General features: G+C 64.6%; 19 protein-coding genes. 4 read left to right on the top strand and 15 right to left on the bottom strand.

The window, feature by feature from the left end; translation table 11 throughout:
• Positions 1–6: 6 nt before the first annotated feature.
• The 11 genes from BZG29_RS23915 to BZG29_RS23865 form a co-directional block, all read right to left on the bottom strand.
• The gene (locus tag BZG29_RS23915) at positions 7–1,179 is read right to left on the bottom strand and encodes an efflux RND transporter periplasmic adaptor subunit (protein WP_077408159.1); all 1,173 of its coding nucleotides are present in this window, start codon (positions 1,177–1,179) and stop codon (positions 7–9) included.
• Between the two features lie 13 nt (positions 1,180–1,192).
• Positions 1,193–2,608: an efflux transporter outer membrane subunit gene (locus BZG29_RS23910; protein WP_253192689.1), complete on the bottom strand. Its 1,416-nt coding sequence runs from the start codon at positions 2,606–2,608 to the stop codon at positions 1,193–1,195.
• Positions 2,605–3,333: a CerR family C-terminal domain-containing protein gene (locus BZG29_RS23905; RefSeq protein ID WP_077408157.1), complete on the bottom strand. Its 729-nt coding sequence runs from the start codon at positions 3,331–3,333 to the stop codon at positions 2,605–2,607. The genes BZG29_RS23910 and BZG29_RS23905 overlap by 4 nt, the downstream gene beginning before the upstream one ends.
• A 264-nt stretch (positions 3,334–3,597) precedes the next feature.
• The gene (locus BZG29_RS23900) at positions 3,598–4,959 is read right to left on the bottom strand and encodes a response regulator (RefSeq protein ID WP_077408154.1); all 1,362 of its coding nucleotides are present in this window, start codon (positions 4,957–4,959) and stop codon (positions 3,598–3,600) included.
• 142 nt (positions 4,960–5,101) lie between these two features.
• Positions 5,102–5,836 carry a 2OG-Fe dioxygenase family protein gene (locus BZG29_RS23895; protein WP_077408152.1) on the bottom strand — a complete coding sequence of 245 codons (735 nt, stop codon included), beginning with the start codon at positions 5,834–5,836 and terminating at the stop codon, positions 5,102–5,104.
• A 103-nt stretch (positions 5,837–5,939) separates the two neighbouring features.
• A complete protein-coding gene (locus BZG29_RS23890) occupies positions 5,940–7,973 on the bottom strand; it encodes a TonB-dependent receptor (RefSeq protein ID WP_077408150.1) in 2,034 nt (677 codons plus the stop codon).
• A gap of 22 nt (positions 7,974–7,995) precedes the next feature.
• Positions 7,996–8,484, bottom strand: a complete 489-nt coding sequence (locus tag BZG29_RS23885; RefSeq protein WP_077408148.1) for a DUF6702 family protein — start codon at positions 8,482–8,484, stop codon at positions 7,996–7,998.
• Positions 8,481–10,856, bottom strand: a complete 2,376-nt coding sequence (locus tag BZG29_RS23880; protein WP_077408146.1) for a M1 family metallopeptidase — start codon at positions 10,854–10,856, stop codon at positions 8,481–8,483. The genes BZG29_RS23885 and BZG29_RS23880 overlap by 4 nt, the downstream gene beginning before the upstream one ends.
• 165 nt (positions 10,857–11,021) lie before the next feature.
• Entirely contained in the window at positions 11,022–11,483 is a 462-nt protein-coding gene (locus tag BZG29_RS23875) for a MarR family transcriptional regulator (protein ID WP_077408144.1), read from the bottom strand.
• 79 nt (positions 11,484–11,562) lie between these two features.
• The gene (locus tag BZG29_RS23870; protein ID WP_077408141.1) at positions 11,563–12,381 is read right to left on the bottom strand and encodes a TIM barrel protein; all 819 of its coding nucleotides are present in this window, start codon (positions 12,379–12,381) and stop codon (positions 11,563–11,565) included.
• A complete protein-coding gene (locus BZG29_RS23865; protein ID WP_077408139.1) occupies positions 12,381–13,220 on the bottom strand; it encodes a phytanoyl-CoA dioxygenase family protein in 840 nt (279 codons plus the stop codon). The genes BZG29_RS23870 and BZG29_RS23865 overlap by 1 nt, the downstream gene beginning before the upstream one ends.
• A 109-nt stretch (positions 13,221–13,329) precedes the next feature.
• Here BZG29_RS23865 and BZG29_RS23860 point away from each other — a divergent pair, with 109 nt between their 5' ends.
• Entirely contained in the window at positions 13,330–14,289 is a 960-nt protein-coding gene (locus tag BZG29_RS23860) for a LysR family transcriptional regulator (protein WP_253192688.1), read from the top strand.
• 14 nt (positions 14,290–14,303) lie between these two features.
• On the opposite strand, the gene BZG29_RS23855 is transcribed toward BZG29_RS23860, so the two are convergent.
• Positions 14,304–15,374, bottom strand: a complete 1,071-nt coding sequence (locus tag BZG29_RS23855; protein WP_077408135.1) for a hypothetical protein — start codon at positions 15,372–15,374, stop codon at positions 14,304–14,306.
• A gap of 278 nt (positions 15,375–15,652) precedes the next feature.
• Here BZG29_RS23855 and BZG29_RS23850 point away from each other — a divergent pair, with 278 nt between their 5' ends.
• A complete protein-coding gene (locus tag BZG29_RS23850; RefSeq protein ID WP_251350602.1) occupies positions 15,653–16,099 on the top strand; it encodes a hypothetical protein in 447 nt (148 codons plus the stop codon).
• Between the two features lie 191 nt (positions 16,100–16,290).
• Here the strand turns inward: BZG29_RS23850 and BZG29_RS23845 are convergent, their stop codons facing one another.
• Together BZG29_RS23845 and BZG29_RS23840 are read right to left on the bottom strand one after the other, a co-directional pair.
• Positions 16,291–17,793, bottom strand: a complete 1,503-nt coding sequence (locus BZG29_RS23845; RefSeq protein WP_077408131.1) for a hypothetical protein — start codon at positions 17,791–17,793, stop codon at positions 16,291–16,293.
• Positions 17,790–18,665, bottom strand: coding sequence for a hypothetical protein (locus BZG29_RS23840; RefSeq protein WP_077408129.1), 876 nt, complete (start codon positions 18,663–18,665; stop codon positions 17,790–17,792). Before BZG29_RS23840 ends, BZG29_RS23845 begins: the two co-directional genes overlap by 4 nt.
• 168 nt (positions 18,666–18,833) lie before the next feature.
• Here BZG29_RS23840 and BZG29_RS28270 point away from each other — a divergent pair, with 168 nt between their 5' ends.
• Positions 18,834–19,754: a hypothetical protein gene (locus BZG29_RS28270; RefSeq protein WP_171984908.1), complete on the top strand. Its 921-nt coding sequence runs from the start codon at positions 18,834–18,836 to the stop codon at positions 19,752–19,754.
• Positions 19,755–19,939: 185 nt separating this feature from the next.
• Positions 19,940–20,269, top strand: coding sequence for a hypothetical protein (locus BZG29_RS23825; RefSeq protein ID WP_077408123.1), 330 nt, complete (start codon positions 19,940–19,942; stop codon positions 20,267–20,269).
• A gap of 57 nt (positions 20,270–20,326) precedes the next feature.
• Here the strand turns inward: BZG29_RS23825 and BZG29_RS23820 are convergent, their stop codons facing one another.
• Positions 20,327–22,396 (bottom strand): GGDEF domain-containing protein, encoded by a 2,070-nt coding sequence (locus tag BZG29_RS23820; protein WP_253192687.1) that lies wholly within the window; start codon positions 22,394–22,396, stop codon positions 20,327–20,329.

Here is a 22,396-nt window from a genome sequence, read left to right as displayed (position 1 = left end):
CTGGCCTTACTTTTTCGCTGCCACGGTGGCCGGCGCGACGGGCTTGGCCGCCGCTGGTGTCGCCACATTGCGCACCAAGTCACCGTCATTGAGGAAGCCGGCGCCGCTGACGACGATGGTGGTGTCGGCTGTGATGCCGCCTAAAATCTCGATACGGTCGCTCAGGCGCCGTCCGGCCTGGACCTTGATCTGGCTGACCCGCTGGTCGGCATTCAGGCGGAAGACATAGCTGAAGCCATCGCGCACGGCAATCGCCTGCTGCGGCACCGTCAGCGCGCCCGAGGTGCCCAGTTCGAATTCGCCGCTGGCGTACATGCCGGCCTTGAACGGCGCATTGTTGCCGGTGCTGGCCGGCAGATCCACGTACACGAGGGCCGAACGCGTCTGCGGGTCGACGGTAGGGGCGATCATGCGCACCTTGCCTGTCAAAACGCTGCCATTGGATGCCTTGACCTGCGCCAGGGTGCCCGGCTTCAGGTTCAGCAGCTCGGTGGCCGTCACTTCGGCGCGCCATTCGAGGCGGCCCTGGCGGATCATGCGGAACAGTTCCGTGCCGGCGCCCACGACGGAGCCGACGGTGGCCGAGCGCACAGAGATGATGCCGCTGTCGGGTGCCACCACCTGCGTGTATTTCAGGCGCAGCTGCTGCGACGCCAGCTGCGCCTTGGCGGACGCGATGCGCGCGTTGGCCGTCTGTTCGGCTGTCAGGTACTGGCTGATCTGCTGCGCGCTGATGGCGCCCGTGCTTTGCAGCGAACGGGCGCGCTGCGCGTTGGCGGCCGCCTCAAGGGCATTCGCTTCCGCTTCCAGCACGGCGGCCTTCGCTTGCGCCACGTCGGCATTGACCGTGTCGTTCGAGAACACGGCCAGCACCTGGCCGGCGCGCACGATGTCGCCGACATTCACGCGCACATCCGTCAGGCGCAAGCCGTTCGATTCGCTGCCGATGACGGCTTCCTGCCAGGCGGCCACGTTGCCGTTGGCGCTCAGCTTGATGGGCAGGCTGGCGGTCTGCGGTTTGGCCGTGGTGACGGTCAGCGCGGGTTTCTGCGCAGCGTTCTTATCCTTCGCCTCGTCGGCCGCCGTGGAGGACGGGGAATACAGGGTAACGCCGGCGCCCAGCACAACACAGAGGGCGGCAAGGGCGAGAGCCATCGGTTTCAAGGTCATTTTTTTCATGTTGTCGTATCCGTCAGGGTGCGTTGTTGGCGATGGCGCTGCTGCTGTTCCAGCCGCCGCCGGCGGCGCGGTACAGCGCTACCCAGGCGGCGCTGCGTTCGCGCTCCAGGTTGACCACCGTGTTTTCGGCGGCCAGGCGCGTGCGGCGCGCGTCTTCCAGTTCGATCAGGCTGGCCAGGCCATTCTTGTAGCGGTCCTCGGTGGCGACAAACGACACGCGGTAGCCTTCCAGCGCCGTTTTCGCGTGGCCGCTGCGCGCGTCCGTGCTGGCCAGGTTGATCAGCGCTTCTTCCACTTCGCGCACGGCCTGGCGTACGCCGGCACGGTACTTCACCACGGCTTCGTCGTAGCGCGCCGTGGCCGCATTGACCTGGGCGCGGCGGGTGCCGCCGTCGAAAATGGGCAGGCTGACGGCCAGCGGGCCGATGCTCCAGGTGCTGGCCGTGATGCTGGTGCCGCCAGCGCGGATATTACCCTTGCCGATGGAGCCGGAAAGGCTCAGGCGCGGGTAGCGCTGCGCCTGCGCGCCGCGCACTTCAAAGCTGGCGGCTGCCACTTCGCGTTCGGCGCTGTAGATGTCGGGACGCTGGCCCAGGGTTTGCGCCGGCAGTTCCGCAATCGCCACGGGCGAGGGCGCAACAAAGGGGCTGGCTCCCAGTTTTTGGCGCAACGATGCTTCCGGCATCGCCGACAGGGCCACCAGCGCCTTGACGTTCACGTCGCAGACGGCGCGCTGTTCGATGGCGCGGCTGGCGCCTTCGGCAGCGCTGGCGCGGGCCAGGGCGGCGTTGGCGGGCGGCTGGAAGCCGGCGCCGGCGCTCAGCTCCGTCAGGCGTGCCGAGTCGCGGCGCGAGACGGCATCCTGTTCGGACACTGCATGCAATTGCTGGCAGGTGCGCAGGGCGTAGTACTGGTTTGCCACTTCGGCGGCCACCGAGACGCGGGCTTCATGCCAGCCGGCGCGGGCGCTGTCGTAGCGCTCCTGCGCCGCGTCACGCGTGGCGCGGTTGGCGCCGAAGACGTCGATTTCCCACGATGCCTGCAACGCGGCCTGCGAGGTGGTGCCGCTGGGCTGGGCCGATTGCTGGCTGGTGCGCACCACGCTGCCTGCCGCATCGAGCTTGGGCGCCAGCGCGGCGCCGCTGGTGATGCTGTCCGCGCGCGCCTGCGCGATGCGCGTGCGGGCGGCGGCGATGGTCGGGCTGACCTGCTGCGCGTCGGTGATCAATTCCACCAGCAGACTGTCGCCCTGGCCCTGCCACCAGCTGGCCAGGTCCGTCAGCTTGCCGTTATGCGGCAGCGGCGCCTGCCACTGCGCGGGCGTGCTGGCGGCCACCGCTGCGGGCGGTCCCTGCAGGGCGCAACCGCCCAGCGCCAGCACGATGCTGGCGGCCAGGACACGTTGAACGGTGCATCGAATAGTCGTCATGCTGGTCTTTCTGCTTGTCGTTGAGCGGTAGGGGTAGAGGGAGGAATGGCCAGGCGCTGGCGCTCCACGTCGGCCATGGCCAGCGCGTAGTCGGTCATGCGCGCCAGCCAGGTGTCGATGGCCTGCGGCGATTCCAGCAATTGCGGGCGCAAGGTTTGCAGCACCTCGGCGCCCACCATGTGCTGCAGGGCCAGCGAAGCGATGGAAAAGGCCAGGCGGTGCATGTCGTCGCTGTCGTCGGGTGCACCCAGGTGGCGCGCCAGCACGCGCGTGAGCGCCTCGTGCTCGGGGCGGATATTCTGGTCGATCTCGCGCGCCCACAGGCCTGTCGGTTCGAGCATTTCACGGCACCACAGGCGCATGCAGTCGCGCGCGATCTCGCCCTGCTGCATGGGGGCGAGCAGTTGCGCATAAAAGCCTTCCAGGCTTTGGCGCAAGGTGAAATGCGGCTGCTCGTACAGGGCGATATTGTCTTGCGGGTTCGGCGACTGCTGGGCGAAGGCGGCGCGGTACAGGCCGGCCTTGTCGCCAAAGTAATAGCTGATGGCCGCGGCGTTGGTGCCGGCCGCCTGCGCCAGTTCGCGCGTGGACGTCTTGGCATAGCCCTGCTCGGCAAACAGGCGAATGGCGCTATGCAGCAGGCGCTCGCGCGACTGTTCGCCGTCGGAACGGGGCTTGCGCCCCTCGTCGGCGTGGGAAGTGGGGATGGCGTTTTTTTCAATCATGCCGGAGATTTAATCACATATCTCAAACGATTGGTATAACTAAATCGTTTGATTTAGTTAAGGAAAGGTGAAGACGAGGGAAAACGCAGGCAAAAAAAAGCCCGCGGTTGTATTCGCGGGCGTAATCCAATGTTCGGAGAACGAATTGGAGGAGACAGTTCTACTATAGCGCTGAAAATGGTGCGGTGCAATACCGTAGAACTACTGTATCGGTCGGTCTTGGATGGCAAGAAATTAAAATTTCATGCTGCGGCGCACAGAAACTCAGGCCTTGCTGCGCAGGGCCAGTGTAAACGTGCTGCCTGAGCCGTAGTCGCTGTTGAAAAACAGAGCGCCGCCGATGGCGTTGGCCAGGTTCTGGCACAGGTACAGGCCCAGTCCCGCGCCTTCCACGTGGCGCGTGGAGGTGGAATCGAGCTGCGAGAAGGCCTGGAACAGCTTGGCCTGGTCTTCTTCCTTGATGCCGGCGCCGCTGTCGGCGATGCTCATTTCCGTCACCAGCACGCCGTCTTCGTCGCGCTGGGCAAGGCTGATGCGTACCGTGCCCTGTTCCGTGAACTTGATGGCGTTGTTGAGCAAGTTGATGAGGATTTGCGTCAGCGCGCGGCGATCCGTGTCGATGATGGCGGGCGGCTGGCCTTCTTCTCCCAGTGCCATTTCCAGCGCCAGGCCCTTTTGCTGGGCCAGGGGGCGCAGGGTGTCGGCCACGTCGGCCATCAGCTCCTGGCAGTGCACGGGTTCGATCGACAGGGTCAGCTTGCCCGCTTCGATCTTGGCGACGTCGAGGATGTCGTTAATCAGCGAGAGCAGATGGCGCGCGCTGGCGCGGATGGTGTTCAGTTGCTTGTCCTGGTCGGACGTCAGGGGGCCTGGGAGTTTCATCAGCAGCGCGCCCGTGAAGCCGATGATGGCGTTCAATGGCGTGCGCAGTTCATGCGACATGTTCGCGATGAAGGCAGATTTCATGCGGCTCGCTTCGGCCAGCTCCAGGTTTTTCAGGGCGATTTCGCGGTTGATGGTCTCCAGTTCGGCCGCATGGTGTGCCAGGCGCATGTTCAGCTCGATCACCTGGCGTTCGCGCGCCTGCAGTTCGCCGTTGACCTGTACCGCCTGCTCATAGGTGGAGATCAGCAGGTCGAGGATTTGCTGGCGCTCCGCATTGATGAAATGCTTCTGGTCGCCCAGGTACAGGGCGATGCCGATTTCCACATTCTGGTTCTTGCGCAGCTTCTGGTTCATCAGCATGTGGCTGATGCGGTTGAGCAGGTAGTCTTCCGCGTAGGGCTTGCGGATGAAATTGTCCGCGCCGCACTCGATGCCGCGGATGATGTCCTTCGGGTCGTTGAGCGAGGTGACGAGGATCACGGGGATGTCGCGCAGGGTCGGATCGGACTTGATGGAGCGGCACAGGTCGTAGCCATTCATTTCAGGCATGACGATGTCGGACAGCACCAGGTGTGGCTTGCGCTCGCGGATGGCGGCAAGGGCCAGCTGGCCATTGGCCGCCACGCGCGCGTTATAGTGCAGGGACTGGATCAGGCGGCGCAAGCGCTCCGCCTGGGTCGGGCTATCCTCGACGATCAGGATCTCGATTTCGTCAGGCTTGATTTGGTTGTTGGAGTCCACAGACCTCTCCTAGAATTTCAGTGTGGTGATGCTGGGCGCGGTGAGCGCGCAATATCGACATCGTATGACTATATCGGATTTAGGTCTGCAAAAGTAACTTCCAAGTAACTATTTTGGCCACAGGGAATGCTGTGGCCGCTTGTTAATTCTCTCCCTGGAACTGGCCTGCGCGATAGGTCAGCACGAGCGTATCGCGGTGGCCATGTTCGCCGATCGGCTGGATCGGTGTCGATTCGTGGATGACAGACGCATCGTCGAGCAGCAGCAGCGACCACGGCTCGGTTAGGGTAAAGCGCTTGCCGTTGGGGCCATCGGCCTCGAAGATGCGCGTCTCGCCGCCCTTGACCTGTTCGCGCCCGATCAGCAACACGGCGACGAAATCGACGCCGTCGCGGTGCGCGCCTTCCGGCGTGGGGCGGCCGATGCCATCGGTCGTATCGATGCGGAACTGGTGCGCCTCGATGAACCACGGCTGGCTGCCCTTGACCTGCGAGCAGGCGTCGCCCAGCGCGCGGATCAGCTGCTGCCAGGCCGCTTGCGCAACGATAGCCGTTTCGACCGGTTCGAACAGGCGGTGCATGCCGCCGTGCAGGGCGTTGTATTCCACCGGTTGCCAGTGCGGACGGTGCGCCGTCTGCGTCAGGCGCTCGCCATCCTGCACGAAGCACGAGTGGCGCCGGCGGCGATAGCGGCCGCCATCCTTCAGGTAATTGTCCAGCGGGAGGGTATTCCAGCTCCCTTCCAGCGCGCGCAGCGCGGCCAGCGGGCAGCCGGCCAGCGCGGCCACGTCCTGCGGGCGCAGGACGGCATAGCCGTCATCGCGCAAGGCTTCCTTGACGTGGGAAGGGTCGGTAAAGATCGGTGCGGAAGTGCTCATGGCGGTGCCGGCCGCAATGCGGCCTGTCTCAGTTTATCCAGCCTGGCATTCTACGACTTCGCGGCGTTTCCTGTGCAGTGAGACAGGAATTATTCTTGTTGAGTTAAAAATTCTTTACCAGGGTCAGGCGCAGCGAACGCGATTCCACGGGATGGAAGTGGATGTCGTCGACGGGCTGCGTTTCGCCTGGCAGGCGCGAGGCATAGTAATAGTCGATGGCCGAGTCGCGCCGGTTGGCCAGGTTGTAGCCTTCGACTTCCACGCGCAAGGTCTTGTCGATCTGGTAGGCGATGCGCCCGTTCAAGCCCACGCTGGCCGCGGAGCGCACGCTGTTGTCTTCAATCAGCGGGCGCGGGCCGAAGTAGCGCAGGCGCAAAGAACCCGACCACGGCCCCGGCGGCGTCACCGTCATGGCCAGCTGGGCCACGCCTTCGATGGCGCCGGGGATGAAGTCGCCCGCCGGGTCGCTGCCGCGCGAGCGCGCCCGCGCATACGCCAGGTCCAGGTCCAGCGACAGCCAGCTGGCCGCCTTGTAGTAGCTGGAAAACTCCACGCCGTAGCGGCGGCTGGGGCGGCCCGCCTCGGTGGCGCCCGCGTCGCCGATGAACAGCAGTTCGGAATCGAAGTCCAGGCGGTACAGTGACAGCGAGGTTTGCAGGCCGGTGATGGCGGCGCTGCGCAAGCCCAGTTCCAGCCCGCGCGAGCGCACCAGGGGCGTGACCTTGTCGGCCACCTCGCCCGTCTTCGGGTCGACGGTGATCGTCGTGCCGCGCGCATCGTTGCTGTGAAAGCCATTGCCGATGTTGAAATACGCTTCCGTATCGCGCCACGGTCCCGCAATCACGCTCAGGCTGGGGCTGAACAAATGGGCGCTGGCCGTGCCCGAATTGGCGGCGCGGTCGCTGCGCACGTCGAAGCGGTAGGCGTCCGCGCGCAGGCCGGCCACGGTGCGCAGCCAGCGCGACCAGCGCGTGCTGTTTTCTCCATACACGCCGATGCTCGATTCGACGATGTGGTCTTGCCGCGTGGTCGACAGGATCTGCCGCTGCCGCGTGTTGTACAAGCCGTTGTGGATATTGTCGTTCTGGAGCTGCAGGCCGATGGTGGTGTCGCTGCTGCCCCTGTCCGTGTGGCGGTGCCAGGTGTGGCTGGCATCCAGGCCGGCCGTCACGCGCCGGTCGGGCTGGGCGAACTGGTCGCCGTTGTCGGGATCGTCCATCGCATACGTAAAATTCGAGAACAGGGCCAGGCGGTTGGCGATCACATACGCGCTGACCCTGGACGACACGTCGTCCGTCGTCTGGCGCCAGGCGCCCGACAGGCTGTAGCGCTGCGCCTTGCCGCCGTCGCTGGCATCGATGGCGTCGAAGCGGCCCAGCGTGCCGTCCTGCACGGCGCGCAGCGGAATCTGGTCGGTGGCGTTCCAGCTGGCGTCGTACGCCATGGCCGTGACGTTGAAGCCGTTGTTGGCATAGCCTTCGCTGTAGCGCAGCACGCCATTGAGCTTGCGGTAGCGGTCCGGCTGCGTGAACGGGCCATCGTTATGCTGCGCTTCGAGCGCGTACAGCAGGCTGCCGTCGCCCGCATCGGGCGAATCGGCCAGCAGGGCGCGGCGAAAGCCGTTTTGCCCGAGTCCCACGCTGGCGATGCCCTGCGTCAGGCGGTTCGCATACACGACGGAAGCCGCCCCTGCCGAGGAAAAGTCGCCTTGCGCCGCCGAATACGGTCCCTTTTTGTAATCGAGGCGCATGGCCAGTTCGGGAATCAGGAAGTTCAGGTCCGTCCAGCCCTGTCCGTGGCCATGGCTGCGCTGGTTGACGGGCATTTCGTCGACGGTGGTGCGCAAGTCCGTGCCGTGATCGAGGTTGAAGCCGCGCAGGTAGAACTGATTGGCCTTGCCCTCGCCGCTATGCTGGCTGACGATCAGCCCCGGCACGGCTTCGAGCAGTTCGCCGGGCCGGTAGCTGGTGCGCGCGTCGAGCTGCTTTTGCGTGACGCTGCCCGCGTTGGCCGAATCGGCCACGCCCAGCTGGTTCAGGCGCGAACCATCGACCAGCACGCGCTGGAAGATGTCGTCGGCGTGGGCTGCCGGTGAAAACAGGACGGCGAGGAGGAGGGGGAGAGAGCGTGGCGTCATGGGTCTTTGGAAGTGGCGGAGCTTAGCGGATCGGCAGTTCCGTGTTCTGGCGGTCGAAAATCAGCGTCTGGATGGCGCCGCTGTCCTGCACGTTGAGGGTGTTGCGCTGGCTGGGCAGGAAGTCGATCAGCAGCTGGTTGTGGATGCGCGTGGCGGGGGCCAGGCGCGTGCGTTCGAGCTCCTGGAAGATCACCACGTTGTCGGCATTGACCTTCATGCCGACCCAGTTCAGGCGCAGGCGCTTGCCGCCCGGCGCCACGAGGAAAAACTGTTTTTCGACATAGCGGCGCAGGGCCGCTTCGCTGTCTTCCTGGCCCAGGTCGAACTGGCGCTGGTACAGGTTCGTCAGCAGCGCCTCGACGTCGTGGCCTGTGTAGGTGTGCACCACTTCGGTGCTGCCGCTGGCCGCGTTATAGCTGATGTCGGCGATGCCCATGTGAAAATTATGGGCGCCCGCCGCCATGCTGGCGCAGGCCAGCGTGGCGCAAGCGAGCAGGCGCCAGCGCTTCACGCCTCGTCGCCCTTGGCCGAGCCGCCGTTCTTGCCTTTCAGCGGCGTATGAAAATCGCGCATCAGGTTGTCCTTGGGCGATTTCTCGCTCTTGAACAGTTCCAGGCGCGATGGCGTGATTTTTCGCGGCCAGCTATTGTTGCTCGTGTCGATATCGGCCGTTTCCCAGTACGGGTCCTGCACCAGGCCCACCATCGGTTCATCCGTGATGACGACCTTGGTGATTTTCTTCGGCGAGTAGCGCCACACTTCGGCCGGTACGCGCTCGACGTACTTCTTGCCGCTTTTCAGTTCGATTTCGAGGATCAGCGGCATGACCATGCCGCCCACGTTCGACAGGTCGACCAGGTACAGGTGCTTGCCCTGTTTCAGCAAGTCCTTCTCCCACGGTTCCAGGGCGGCCAGCGCCTCGGCGTAGGCGTTGCGGTCCTTGTTGGTCACCGTGAAATCGTCGTGCTGGTTGTAGAAATCCTTCAGCTCCGGATGCGCCTCGACCCGGCGCGGCATGCCCTTGTTGGCGCGGCTCGTGACGGATTCCGGCTGGGCGTCCTTCTGCGCCTTCTTCCACGCTTTTTCCGTTGCCGGATCTTTTGAACTCACGCCGTATTCGCTGATGCCGTCGATGCTGATGTCGACCGGGTCGGTGGTATAGAACCAGCCGCGCCAGAACCAGTCCAGGTCCGTGCCGGAGGCATCCTCCATGGTGCGGAAAAAGTCGGCGGGGGTGGGACGCTTGAACTTCCAGCGCTGCGCATATTCCTTGAAGGCGTAGTCGAACAGCTCGCGCCCGAGAATGGTTTCGCGCAGGATGTTCAGGCCCGCCGCCGGCTTGGCGTAGGCGTTGTTGCCGAACTGCAGCAGGGACTCGGAATTGGTCATGATGGGCACCTGGTCGCGGCTACGCATGTAGTCGACGATCTCGCGCGGTTCGCCGCGCGAGGCCGGGTAGTTCTCCTCCCACGCCTGCTGCGCCAGGTATTGCACAAAGGTGTTGAGGCCCTCGTCCATCCACGTCCACTGGCGCTCGTCCGAGTTGATGATCATCGGGTAGTAGTTGTGGCCCACTTCGTGGATGATCACGCCGATCAGGCCATACTTGGTGCGCTTCGAATACGTCAGCTCGCCCGTCTTTTTGTCCTTCACGGGACGGGGGCCGTTGAACGAGATCATCGGATACTCCATGCCGCCCACGGGGCCGTTGACGGAAATCGCCGTCGGGTAAGGGTAGTCGATGCTGTACTTGTTGTACTGTTCAATCGTGTGCACGATGGCTTGCGTGCTGTATTTTTCCCACAGCGGATTGCCCTCTTTCGGATAGTAGGACATGGCCATCACATCGCTGCCGCCCTTCTTGTAGCCCTGTGCATCCCAGATGAACTTGCGGCTCGAAGCCCAGGCGAAGTCGCGCACGTTGGCCGCCTTGAAGTGCCACGTCTTTTGTGCGCGACTGACGGTTTTTTCGGCCGCTTCCGCTTCCTTCTGCGTGACGATGACGACGGGTTTGTCGCTGCCGCGGGCCTTTTCCAGGCGTTCGCGCTGCGCGGAAGACAGCACCTCCTGCGGGTTTTGCAGCTCTCCCGTGGAAGCGACGATATGGTCGGCAGGAACGGTCAGCTGCACGTCGTAGTCGCCAAATTCCAGTGTGAATTCGCCGGAGCCGAGGAACTGCTTGTGCTGCCAGCCGGCCGCGTCGTAGTAGGCCGCCATGCGGGGGAACCACTGCGCCACTTCGAAGAGGGCGTTCTTGTCGTCGAAGACTTCATAGCCGGCGCGCCCGCCCAGCACCTTCTGTTCGTTGATGCGGTAATCCCAGTCGATCTGGAAGACGAAATCCTGGCCTGGCTTCAAGGGCTGCGGCAAGTCGATGCGCATCATGGTGCGGTTCACTACATATTTCAAAGGCTGGCCATCCGCGCCTGTCAAGCGGCGGATATTGAAGCCGCCCTGGAAGTCGCCGCGCGCCAGGATACCGCGCAAGCCTTCGAACTTCATCGTGTCTTCGCCCGCCGTCTTGGCCCACGCCTGGCGCGAGGGCGCCGTGGTCATGCGGCGCGCGTCGGAATCGGGCTTGTAGATATTTTGGTCCAGCTGCACCCACAGGTAGCCGAGGGTGTCGGGCGACTGGTTATGGTAGGTGATGGTGCCGCTGCCGGCGATCTCGCGCCTGGCTTCGTCCAGCGTCGCGCGGATCGTGTAGTCGGCGCGCTGCTGCCAGTAGGCGTGGCCCGGCGCGCCGGAGGCCGTGCGGTAGGTATTCGGGGTGGGCAGCACCTCTTCGAGCTGGCGGAACTTGTCGTCGAATGGTTCGGCCGCGAAGGCCGACACGGTAAAACACAGAGCCAACGAGGCTACGGAGCCGAAAGATATGCGCATATTCACCCTGATGTTGTTGTAAGGAAATAGTGGCAACTATTCTATACGCAGGGCGGGGCCATCCATGTATCGATTTGTAATAAAGAAAGGCGGATTTCGCGCCAGCTTTTGCCTGGCGCTGTCAGAGGGATGCTTTACCTGATTTTGCTCGGAAAAGCGGCGCCTTTACTCACTTTTCATCAGGCTGTCGCGCAATTGGTTCAGCTGTTGTTTCATGTCCACAACCTGTTCCACGCTGCAGTGGCTGGCCGTCAGGATGGCTTCGGGCAGCAAGGCCGCTGCGTGGCGCAGCTGGTCGCCCTGTTCCGTGAGGGAAATGATGACTTGCCGTTCGTCGCTGGCGGCGCGCGTGCGCGTCAACAGGCCCGATTGCTCCATGCGCTTGAGCAGGGGCGTCAGGGTGGCCGAGTCGAGGAACAGGCGCTCGCCCACTTCCGACACCGTCAAGCCGTCGCGCTCCCACAACACCATCATCACCAGGTATTGCGAATAGGTGAGACCGAGTTTGCGCAGGAGCTTGCGGTACAGCTTGTTCATGGCAAGCGAAGTCGAGTACAGCGCAAAGCACAGCTGGCTGTCCAGGCGCGGCACCTGGTGCAAGGGATTGGGGGCGGTGATGGTATCCATGGGGACAGTATATATAGCGCACTACCTAATTGCAATGCGCGGCGCCGGACCTGGCGATCCGGCGCCGGGACGCGGACGCCTAGCCGGCGTAGCGCTGGCGCAGCAGTTGCAGCATGGCGACGTTCTGTTCCCACGCGTCGCTCACGGGCTGTTGCGTCCAGGGCAGCGTTTGCGTGTACGGCGCGGGGCCGAATTCCGGCGTGAACGTCATGCGTTCGGCGCCGGCCGCGCGGCGCAGGGCGACGATGGCATCCCACCAGGCCAGGTGGGCGTCGAGTGCCGGTTTCGCTTCCGGCGCGCGGAAGTCGGCTACCTGCGGCCCTTGCGCATGGCCGATGCGCGCATGCACGTGGCGCACCAGCGGCAGCACCTGCGCCAGGGTTTGCGGCTGGTCTTCCAGCAGCGATTCGCAGGCGCAGCACCAGTGCGACAGGTCGGCCGTCAATGGCAGCTCGGGATACTGCTGCAGATACGGCAGCAGCAGCATCGGGTGGCCGGAAAAGCGGCTGCGGTGGATTTCATGCACGATGGGCACGCCGTGCTTTGCCGAGATGGCGGCGGCCAGGTCGAGCAGCTGCGCATTTTGCGCCGGCGTATAGAAATCCTTGCCCGTATGCGTGTTGACCAGCACGGGGCGCGCCAGGCAGGCGTTTTCCAGCAGTTCGGCCAGGGCGGCGCGGTGCAGATCGAAGTCGCTGTGGAACACGGTTTCCCACTGCGCGGCGATCAGTTGCAGTCCCGCCTTGGCGATGCGGTCTGTCCACTCCTCGCGCAGGGCGGCGTCCAGCGGCAGCGACATTTCGATGCCGTCGAAGCCGGCCGCCGCTACCCTGTCGATGAAGACGTCGGGCGGCAGCTCGTTATTGCCCCAGTGGGCGGCGAAGACGTCGATGCGCATCAGACGAAGCCCCGCACGGGGAAGGACGCGTCGCGCTGGATCCAGTTGTGGGCCGCGTATTCCGTCTGGCCGTCCGTGGCGTGCAAGGTGTAGGCGTGGCGCGAGATGGGCGAGCGGTTCGGCGCGCTGTAATGGGGCAGCAAGCCGTGGAAGCAGACGAGGGCGCCGGCCTTGACTTCGAGCGGCACGGCCGTGCTGTCGTCGGGCCATGGCGTGGCGTCGAGTTTTTCCACGCGCACGGCGTCGCCATTGCGGATGAAGCGTTCGCGCAGCGGGCCGCGGTGGCCGCCCGGTTCCGCCCACAGGCAGCCGTTGTCCAGGGTGGCGTCTTCCAGCGCGAACCAGAACGTGGTCACGCTGATCGGCGTGGTCTCGAAATACGTGGCGTCCTGGTGCCAGCGCACTTCGCCGCCGATGCCGGGCTGCTTGAAGATATACATCGATTGCCATACCTGCGCGTCTGCCAGGCCTAGGTCGCGCGCCACTGCGGCCAGTTTCGGGTCGGCCGAAAAGCTGCGGAAGACGGGGTCCAGGTCATGCATGGCGTGACCGATCTTGTTGATCGACAGGGATTTGGCCTGCTTTAACTGGCCGTCCGCGCCGAACGCCTCTTCCTCGAAAAAGCAGCGGATGGTGTTGTCGGAGGCGAGGAAATAATCGTTGGTGTTCTTCGCCTGGTCGCGCGTGGTGAAGATCGACTGGCTGACGCTGGGATCGAATTCGTTGACAATCTGCTCGGCGCGCGCGCGCAGGGCGGCGATTTCGTCCGCTCCCTTGAAATCGGGCAGGATGATATAGCCGTCGCGTTGGTATTGTTCTTGTTGTTCGATCGTTAGCATGGCGGCGGCTCCGGAGGTCAATGGAAAGCGCCATTGTAGGATGGGCGAGGGCGGCAAACAATCGCCCTGCGGTTGACAGATTGTCGTCAAAGCGAAGACAATCTTTGACATGGATCAACTAAAAGCGATGGAAATCTTTGTCGAAGTGGCGCGCCAGCGCAGCTTTACGGTGGCCGGGCAGCGCCTGGGACTGACGCGCGCCATGGTCAGCAAGACCATCATGCAGCTGGAAGAGCGCCTGCATGCGCGCCTGCTGCACCGCTCCACGCGCGAAGTGAGCCTGACGGACGCGGGCCGCGCTTACCTGGCGCCGTGCATGGCCACCGTCAGCCAGGCGCAGGAAGCGGCGCGCATGGTGGCGCACGTGGCGCAGGCGGGAGCCGGGGCGGAGCTGGCCGGGCCGCTGCGCATCCAGGCACCATCGAGTTTCGGCAGCGCGTGGCTGGCCGACGCCGTCGCCCGTTTCAGTTTGCTGCACCCGCAGGTGCAGGCCGAGTTGTTTGTCGACGATGCGCTGCTCGACCCGATACGCCACGGCTTTGACTTGACCATCCGCGTGGGCGGCATCCCGGACAGCAGCGCGCTGGCCATGCGTCCGCTGGCGCCGTGCCGCGCCGTGCTGTGCGCCAGTCCCGCCTACCTGGCGCAATGGGGCGTGCCGCAGACGCCGCAAGAGCTATTGCAGCACCAGTGCCTGCATTTCAGCCACCTGACGGATGGCACGAACTGGCATTTCCAGCGTCGGGAAGGAGACCAGCAGGAGGCGGTGAGCGTGCGCGTTCAGGCGGGTTTTACGGCGAACAATGGCCTGGTGCTGCACCAGGCGGCGCAGCGGGGACTCGGCATCGTCTACAGCACCACCTTCCTCGCCTGGCGCAACCTGCTCGATGGCAGCCTGGTGCCCGTGCTGTCCGCCTGGGAGCTGCCCCTGAACCACTTGAGCGCCCTGTATCCGGCCAGCCGCCAGCCGTCGCCCAAGGTGCGCGCGCTGATCGATTTCCTGGTGGCCGAATACCAGCCCGTGCCGCCCTGGGACCGCGAGCTGGCAGCGGCCGGATTTTTCAGCTGAGGTTCAGCGAAGGTTCAATTGAGTGCGACGGGTTCCACCGTCCACGCGCCATCCGCGTACACGCGCTCGTCGTCCAGGTAGACGGCTTCGGTGACGGCGAAGATGTCGACGTGGTAGCGCGCATCCTTGCGCTTGAACTGGGGTTTTGTATAGACGCCGTGCTTGGCGCCCAGCGACAGATGGATGCCGCACATGCGCTCATACGTGCCGATGTCGTTGACCAGCTGTTCGCGTGAAAAGGCGCGGTTCATGCCGAAGCCCAGTTCGCGCACCCACACTTCGCCTTCGTGCGCGCGGATGATTTCCAGCATGGCGGTAAATTCCGGCGTGGCGTTTTCCGTGCCCGTCACGCGCCCCTTCTCGATGATCAGGGTGATCGGCGTGTCGGGGCGGTTGACCATGAAGTGCGTGTCGCCGAAAACAAAGATGCGCACGCGGCCATTGACCGCTTCCAGGTCCTGCGCCTCCGTAAACACTTCGCCCAGGGGGAACTGGCCGCCGATATTGTTCATGCCGCTGTAGTCGCCGATATTGAGCTTGGCCGATTCGAACGGCGAAGCGAAGACCAGCTGCTCGCCGCCGCTGTCGACCATGCCGTGGCGGGCGCCGTCGATGCGCGCCTTGAGCGCATGGCCCACGCCGCGATAGTAGGCGGGGTCGTAGGCCAGTGAGGCGATGTAGTGCAAGCCCTGCACGCCGGGCATGCGCGACAGGTGCACGTGCTCGATCACTTTCAAGCCCCGCTTGAACAGCTCGATGCGGATGCGGAACGCTTCCAGACGGAAGCTGGTCGACTGAATCAGCACGACGAGGCTGCCGGCCGGCAGTTCGGCAAACGCGGCCAGCACGGCATCGGGCGTGACTTCGTCGAAATCGATGAAGGCGGCGTCCGGCAAGCCCTGGCGATACGCTTCCGTCAGCACGACATTGAGCCAGCTGCGCTTGTCGCAGACGATCAGGGCCGGTTCGTCTGGCCGGTGGCAGATGGCCATGGCCAGCAGGTCGGCCACGTTTTGTGCGGCCACTTCGGTGGCGGCGGCGCTGATGGCGTCGAGCCGGCTGGTGTCATTCTCGGGAAGCGTCATGGTGCGGAGGTGGGGGACGTGAAGTAATCGCAGCATTATAAGGTGATTGCCACTGGCCACACCATTCCCCATCCGGCGGAGGGCAGGCGGTTGCCGCGCCCCTGATTACTTGTGTAGTGCTTTCCGGCAATGTATTATTTGATAAATGGTATTGCAGGGCATGGCAGCGAGCCTGGGAGTGGCCCGGCGCAGCGGCAAACGCACGCATGCGCACGGCGGCTCGCTTCCAGTGATGCAGGGACAACAAGCCAACAGGCGATGATGAAGAGTGTGAAGTGATGAGCATAATCGGACAAGATATTCCCATGGAGCGGCCGGATACGGATGGGCGTGCCGCCGTCTTCGTTCCCGTCACGGGCGTCAAGGAAGATGTCCTGTTGACCATACGCAAGGGTGCGGCCATCGTCGGCTTTGCCAACCACGACCGTACCATCACCGTGTATTTTGAAAGCAACCGCTTTGACGATCCCGTGCTGGCCAAGTGGGAACACAAGGCGCGCAAGGCCTACGACCGGCTGGTCGACAATGCGCCCACCGTGTCGAAACTGACCACCAGCCCCGCCAATTTCGAGCAGATCGGTTATATCAATGGCAAGGGCATCACCATCCGCCGCATGGAAAGCCTGCAGCGCTGGCTCGCGTATTCGGATGCGATGGAGACTTGCCCGGCAACGGATATCATTCCGCGCACGGTGATAGCGAAACCTGAAAGCGTTAAAGTTTAAGAGCGGCTGATACAACGCCCTGGGCGTTGTTGCCTGCCCTGCATTTACCTCACTGTACTGAAGTACTGTCTTCGGGGCGGCACCTGGCCCTGGGCATTTTCTCAGCGGCTCCTGGTCTGCGCGCATGAGTATCCAATGGCGCTGCTGGCGCTAATCCGCCCTACGCGACCTAAGCCCTAGCTCGCTTATCACTACACCACCACGATATTCGCCTGCGCCTTGAGTGGGCAGGGCAGGGTGTCGTCGAAGGTGATTTCGATGGCGCTGGCGACGAACATGCCGCCGATGTGCTGGGCGGCGATTTCGGGTGGCGTGCCGGGCTTGGTCAGGTTGACGTCCTGGGCGAAGACGAAGACGCGCCAGGTGCCGTAGACCTTTTGATCATATTGCAGCAGGGTGCGGTAAGCCCGCTTCAAGTCCAGGCTGCCTGCATAGACGCCGTCGTTGGCGCCCGGATCGAATCCCAGGCCGTCGTCGGTCAGCGATTCGACGAAATACAGTCCCTGCGGCGCCTGGAACAGCACGAAGGCATACAGCTCCGTGCCGCGGAAGACATTGCCATTGTCGCGCTTGAAGCTGGCGCGCAGCCACAGCGGTTCGTAGGCTTGCACGACGGCGGGCGTATCCGTTTCCACGGGCCCCGCCAGGTGAATGTTGACCTGCGTTTCGCTCACGGCATGCTGGTAGGTGGCGCCCGTGGTGAAGCGCTCGTACTGCCAACTGATGTCTGCCGTGTAGGGCAGGCCCGCGTTCGGCGCTTCCGGCAACACCCATTTCGCCACCACTCTTTCGGCCAGGGTCAGTTCGCCGGCGGCCGGTGGTGTTGCTTCCTGGCCACGCCAGAACGGGTCGGCAATATCGGAGCAGGCGACGGCGATGGCGCCCGAGGCGATGGCCGAGGCCACGCCCGCCACCGTGAATTCGGGCTGGCCCGAGCCGGCTCCTTCCAGCGAGCAGCAGTCGACGCTGGGATCGGTTTCCTCGAACGTGCCGCCCACGCTGAAGCTGGCCTTGCCGGAACCGAGGGCGGCTGAAATGATGGCCACCAGCGCGGCGATGATGGCGATGATGATGGCGAGGATCTTCCACCACGGGTCGGAAAACGGCAGCTCGCCATGCGTGCCCGCGTAGGCGGGGTTCGGCGTCCAGACGAGGGTCATGCCGGTCGGCACGATCGGTCCCAGGCCGGGCGGGCAGCGGCACTCCTTCCCATCCGTACCCGTGCTGCCCCAGCGCTTGCCCGGCAGGTGGCCTTGCGGCTTGGACAGTTCCAGGGTGCCTTCCTCGACCGTGCACGTGTAGGTGTTGGTGGCGCTGTCGAAGCGCGTCTGCGAGACGAAGATTTGCTGGATCGAGCGGTGCGGCAGGTAGCCATCCGCCTTGGCGACAAAGCTGACCAGGCGCTTGCCGGGCGCGGCATGCTGGAAGTCGGCATCCCACATCACCAGCATGGCCGCGCCGGCCGGGATGCTGGCAAAGAAGAAGGTGTGCGCCACGGGCACGATGCCGGGGTCGCCCACGCTTTCCAGGTACACGGTGACATTGTTCAGGGCGCTGCTGGACATATTGGTGACGTGGGCGGCGATGCGCAAGCCATAGATGGCATTGTCGAAGATGCCATCGGGCAGCATGATATTGGTGACGGGCTCGATCGCGAACGGCCGCGTCAGCACCTGCAGGGGGGTATCGCTCATGATGCTTGCTCCTCGGGGCTTTGCTGGTCTTGCGCTTGCTCTTTCTCGAGATCGGTGACGATATACGTGATGCCGCCCATGACCTTGCCTTCCTGGCTCTCCAGCACGCGCAGCAGCGCATACTGGCGTGGCGGCACGGCTTCGGCGCGCACGCTCAGGTACACGGCCTGCGCCTGGCCGCGCGGCACGTCCAGCGCCAGCTTTTGCTCGCCGGGCGCATCGCCATTGCAGTGGGGCGTGCGCGCCAGGCCCGCTATCAGGCGCGCCTCCCTGGCCGGCTGCCAGCGCTCGAGGCCCAGGGTGGCCAGCAGGTGTTCCGGCAGCTCGCCGCCATACTCGATCTGCAGTTCCACTTTTTTCGTTGCGCGGGGCAGGGCCGCCACCGCGATGGACAGCGATTGCGCGCGCCGGGCCGCCAGCACCACGGTGACATTGCGCTGGGCGATCTGCTCGTGCTGCTTGGGCTGGAAGGGAAAGCCGTTGGGCAGGGGATCGGGCAGCGGGTTGATGTCGCCCGGGCCATGGGCCACGGCCAGCAGGCATTCGTGGCCGCCATTGACGATGACGGGCACCCAGGGCACCAGGCACAGCACTTCCTGCGTGGCGCCCGGCGGCAAGTCGGCAAAGGCGGAGCCGATCTGCGTGGCGGCGCCGACGGCGATCTGGCCGGACGGGTCGGCCCAGTAAAAGTCCACGCGCGCGCCGTTCGAGGCGCTGTTGCCCGTGTTGTGCACGCGGCCCCACAGGTAATTGCTGGTGCCGGCGATGGGCGCGCCGGGCGGGCCATTCGGATCATTGCCCGGCACGACCCAGATATCGGCGCTGTCCCACCACGAGGGCTGGCCGTCTTCGATGATCAGGTGGGCTGGCATGGCGTTCTCCTTGTCCTTGGCCGCTGCTGGTAGCTTAGACCGCTGCGGCGGATGCTTTTTGATCGGTATCAAGGCCATGAAACACGGCGCCGTTGCGCCGTTGCCGTGCTTGCGTAAGGTAATATTGCGGCAGAACGCAGTGGAATGACTCCAGGAAAAGGTTGGAATGTGCTTGAAACAGTGAATGACGTTTGCATCAGCGCCGCTTGCGGCCGGACCTTGCCGCTGCGCGTGGCGCATTGCCCGTTTTGCGGCGCGCGCCAGGTAGCGCAAGCGCCTGTTCTGGAAAAAGCCGTGGCGCCGCCGCCGGTGCCGCGCATGCCGCCGCCCGTGCCCGTCGCGCCTCCTGCGCCTGCGCCTGCTCCCATGCCGCAGCCCGCGCCCAAGCCCGTCCCGCCAGCGCCTGCCGCACCTGCCGCGCCGGCCAAGGCGGCGCCCGCGAAACCGGCCGTCAAGGGTTCGGTGCCGCCGCCGCGCCCGCCCGTGCGCTTGCGCACGTGGATCGCGGCGGCAGTGGTATTGACCGGCATCTGGTTCTTCAATAAGCCGGCCGACAAGCCGGCCAGCGTGGCGGAACAGGTCGAGGCCGCCACGGCGCTGGCGGCGCAGTGCGATCTGGACGGGGCGCGCAGTGCGCTGGCCGTGCTGAAAAGCGCCAAGGCGCCCGCCGCGCAGATCAAACGCTTGCAGGCGAACATCACCAAGTCCGCCGCCGCCTGCGACAGGCAACAGCAGCGGGCACAGGCGTGGACGGCGCTGCAGGACAGCGTCAACCAGGCCCTCGACGCGGGCAAGCCGGATCTGGCCGCCACGCGCCTGGCCGTCTACGTGAAACGCTGGGGCGACGATCCCGACACCCTGGAACTCGATGCCAAGGTGAAAGTGGCGCTGGCCAGCGCCCAGCTCGACCTGGCCGACGCCTGCCTGGCCAGGTCGGATCGGGTCTGCCTGGAAAACAGCCTGATCGCCGCCGAGCGCTACAAACGGCCGGAACTGGCGGCGCGCACGCAGACGCTGCGCACGGCGTTGTCGCAATTGCTCGAGCGTTCGCTGCTGGATGCTGTGCCTGTCCCGGCTGCGGGTCAGTAGTGCACAGCAATGGGTATGTCCTGCCTGCGCGTCGGGCAAGGCGCCTTGAAAATATCAAGATACCATTGCTTACAACTACGCCACAAAAGCGTGTTTTTATGTGCGTTAGCGCACGCTAGAAAATTTTAGGCAGGTGTATATTGCGAACTGATCTGTGTCTTTTGATAACAATGAAAGGGAATATCATGAAAGTAAGCAAAAATTGGATGACCGTGTGCGCCGCCGGGATGATGGTCGTGGCACTGGCTGCCTGCCAGAAGAAGAGCGATGTCGCTGCCGGTCCTGCGGAACAGGCCGGCCAGAAGATCGATGCGGCCGCTGCCAAGGCTGAAGCCGACATCAAGGCCGCCGCTACCAAGGCTGACGCTGCCGTGAGCCAGGCCGCTGCCGATACGGGAGCCAAGATGGACCAGGTCGCCGCTGACGCCGACAAGAAAATGAGCGAAGCGGCCGACGCCGTCGGCAAGAAAGTGGAAAAAGCGGGCGAAAAGATGCAGGACGCCGCGCACAAGTAATCATCGCGATAACATCGCGAGGGCCGGCCACCGCCGGTCCGCTCCCCGCAGCCGCCGTCAGGTGACGGCGGCTGCGGCCACGCCATCGCTGGCGCCAGCCTGGCTGCCCCGCGTCGCCGTGCCTGTAGCGGCAGTATCGCCCCCGTCCGTTCCCCCCAGCACCACGCTCAAATCGACAAAGCCGTCGCGCCACGCGCGTTCCAGGTCTTGCTCCACCGCTTCCAGGGTTGTTCTTTCCACCTGCTGAAAACCGCGCAATCCATACGCCCGGTTGCGCCCGTGCGCCTTGGCCAGGTACAGGGCCATGTCGATCAGGTTGACGCTGCGTTCCCACGTGAGCGGGCGTCCCAGCGGCGCCAGCGGATAGGGCGCAAAGCCCACGGAGACGTGCACCTGGATGGCCTGCCCCTGGTAGTGGATGACCTGCGCCGCCATGCCGTTGAGGATGCGCCGCGCAATATCGTCGAGCCCGTCGCGCGCGACAGCCGGCAGGAAGGCGAGGAATTCCTCGCCGCCCCAGCGCACGATCATGTCCGTTTCGCGCAACACATCGTGCAAGGTTTCGGCGATGGTGGTGAGCACCAGGTCGCCCGCCGCATGGCCGTAGCGGTCGTTGATGTGCTTGAAATGGTCGACATCGAGCAGGAACAGCGCACCCACCACGTCGCTGCCCGCGTACGTCTGCTGCGGCTTGCCCGCATGGCTGCGCATGAATTCCTGGAAATGGCGGCGGTTGTACAGGGCCGTCAGCGGGTCGCGCGAACTCTGGCGCTTGAGTTCCTGGTTTTTCACCTTCAGCTGCACGTTCGCGTGGCGCACCTTGCGGTACAGCAAGCCAACGATGGCGGACGCCATGGCCAGTACCAGCGCCAGCAGCCACCACACGCGCTGCTGCAGGCGGCGGTTGTCGATTTCCGTGCTTTTCAGCTGATTCTCGCGGCTCAGCAGCTCGATCTGGCGCTGTTTCTTTTCCGCCTCATACTTTTCTTGCAATTCATACACGGCCTTCTGCCGCTGCTTCTCGAACAGCTGGTTGGAAATGCCCCGTTCTCGGTGGTAGGCCGTGACGGCGCCGCGCAGGTCGCCCGCCTTTTCCAGCACCGTGCCGTATTCCAGCAGCACGGCCTGCATGTCCGGCTGGTTGGCCGTGCGTTCATAATAGGCCAGGCCCGTGGCCACGCTTTGCTTGCCTTCCTGCAGGCGTCCCTGGCCGATCAGCGCCTGGCCGATGTTCAGGCGCGCCGTCGCCTCCACCTGTTCATTGTTGACCAGGCGCCCCGCCGTGATGGCTTCATTCGCGTAGCGCAGGGCGCGCGCGTAGTCGCCTTCCTTCAGGTAGCTGTCCGACAGGTTGACGAGGGTAACGGCCACCATGCCGCGCGCGTCCAGCTGGCGTTCCAGCGCCAGGGCCGCCAGCAGGGCGCGCTGGCCCCGCTGCGGCTGCTGCGCGTCGAGCGCCAGCCCGTATTCCGTATTCTTCGCCTGCGCCATGCGGCCCGGCGATGCCAGCGTGCCGGATACGGCCAGCAGCTCGTCGAGCACCTCGAAGCCCTTGTCGTATTCGCGCATCTGCGTGTACAGCAGGGTGAGGGCGTTCAGGGCGGCGGCCAGGCTGGAGGGGGAATTGCTCTGGCGCGCCAGGTCGACGGCTGCCTGCAGCTTGGCCAGCGCAAACGGGAAATTGCCTTCCTCGGCCCACGACTGGCCCGCGCTGATAGTCGCCTGCACGCGCACGGGCAAGTCGGCCGTGCGGTTGGCGATGCGTTCCGCCTCAAAGGCCAGCAGGTGCGAGGCGCGGCGCTCGTTCATGGCGAACGTGATATAGGCCTTGCAGAGCACGCCTTTCGCCAGCGCCACGTCGTTCTTGTTCAGGCGGGCGTAGGCGATCAGCTCCTCGGCCAGCTGCATGGCGAGGTCGTTTTGCCCCAGGCGCATGCGGACGGTGCTCAGCTGGGTCAGGAATTCCGCACGCACGGGCAGGGGGGCGCTGCGCGCCTGCGTTTCCACCTCCTGCAGGCGCTGCAGGGCGCGCGCGGGCACGAAGCGGCCATCCTCGCGCACGGCGGCAATCTGCTGCTCGAGGTTGCCGGCCTGGGCATGGGCGGCGGGCGGCAGCAGGCAGGCCAA

The organism is Janthinobacterium sp. LM6 (assembly GCF_002002885.1).
GTDB lineage: Bacteria > Pseudomonadota > Gammaproteobacteria > Burkholderiales > Burkholderiaceae_D > Janthinobacterium > Janthinobacterium kumbetense.
Note: the sequence above shows the minus strand (reverse complement) of the source record. Positions and strands in the feature narration are given on the sequence as shown.

Coding starts and splice junctions, on each gene's coding strand:
- BZG29_RS23915 (WP_077408159.1), bottom strand. CDS start 1,179: ATGAAAAAAATGACCTTGAAACCGATGGCTCTCGCCCTTGCCGCCCTC.
- BZG29_RS23910 (WP_253192689.1), bottom strand. CDS start 2,608: ATGACGACTATTCGATGCACCGTTCAACGTGTCCTGGCCGCCAGCATC.
- BZG29_RS23905 (WP_077408157.1), bottom strand. CDS start 3,333: ATGATTGAAAAAAACGCCATCCCCACTTCCCACGCCGACGAGGGGCGC.
- BZG29_RS23895 (WP_077408152.1), bottom strand. CDS start 5,836: ATGAGCACTTCCGCACCGATCTTTACCGACCCTTCCCACGTCAAGGAA.
- BZG29_RS23890 (WP_077408150.1), bottom strand. CDS start 7,973: ATGACGCCACGCTCTCTCCCCCTCCTCCTCGCCGTCCTGTTTTCACCG.
- BZG29_RS23880 (WP_077408146.1), bottom strand. CDS start 10,856: ATGCGCATATCTTTCGGCTCCGTAGCCTCGTTGGCTCTGTGTTTTACC.
- BZG29_RS23875 (WP_077408144.1), bottom strand. CDS start 11,483: ATGGATACCATCACCGCCCCCAATCCCTTGCACCAGGTGCCGCGCCTG.
- BZG29_RS23870 (WP_077408141.1), bottom strand. CDS start 12,381: ATGCGCATCGACGTCTTCGCCGCCCACTGGGGCAATAACGAGCTGCCG.
- BZG29_RS23865 (WP_077408139.1), bottom strand. CDS start 13,220: ATGCTAACGATCGAACAACAAGAACAATACCAACGCGACGGCTATATC.
- BZG29_RS23860 (WP_253192688.1), top strand. CDS start 13,330: ATGGATCAACTAAAAGCGATGGAAATCTTTGTCGAAGTGGCGCGCCAG.
- BZG29_RS23855 (WP_077408135.1), bottom strand. CDS start 15,374: ATGACGCTTCCCGAGAATGACACCAGCCGGCTCGACGCCATCAGCGCC.
- BZG29_RS23850 (WP_251350602.1), top strand. CDS start 15,653: ATGAGCATAATCGGACAAGATATTCCCATGGAGCGGCCGGATACGGAT.
- BZG29_RS23845 (WP_077408131.1), bottom strand. CDS start 17,793: ATGAGCGATACCCCCCTGCAGGTGCTGACGCGGCCGTTCGCGATCGAG.
- BZG29_RS23840 (WP_077408129.1), bottom strand. CDS start 18,665: ATGCCAGCCCACCTGATCATCGAAGACGGCCAGCCCTCGTGGTGGGAC.
- BZG29_RS23825 (WP_077408123.1), top strand. CDS start 19,940: ATGAAAGTAAGCAAAAATTGGATGACCGTGTGCGCCGCCGGGATGATG.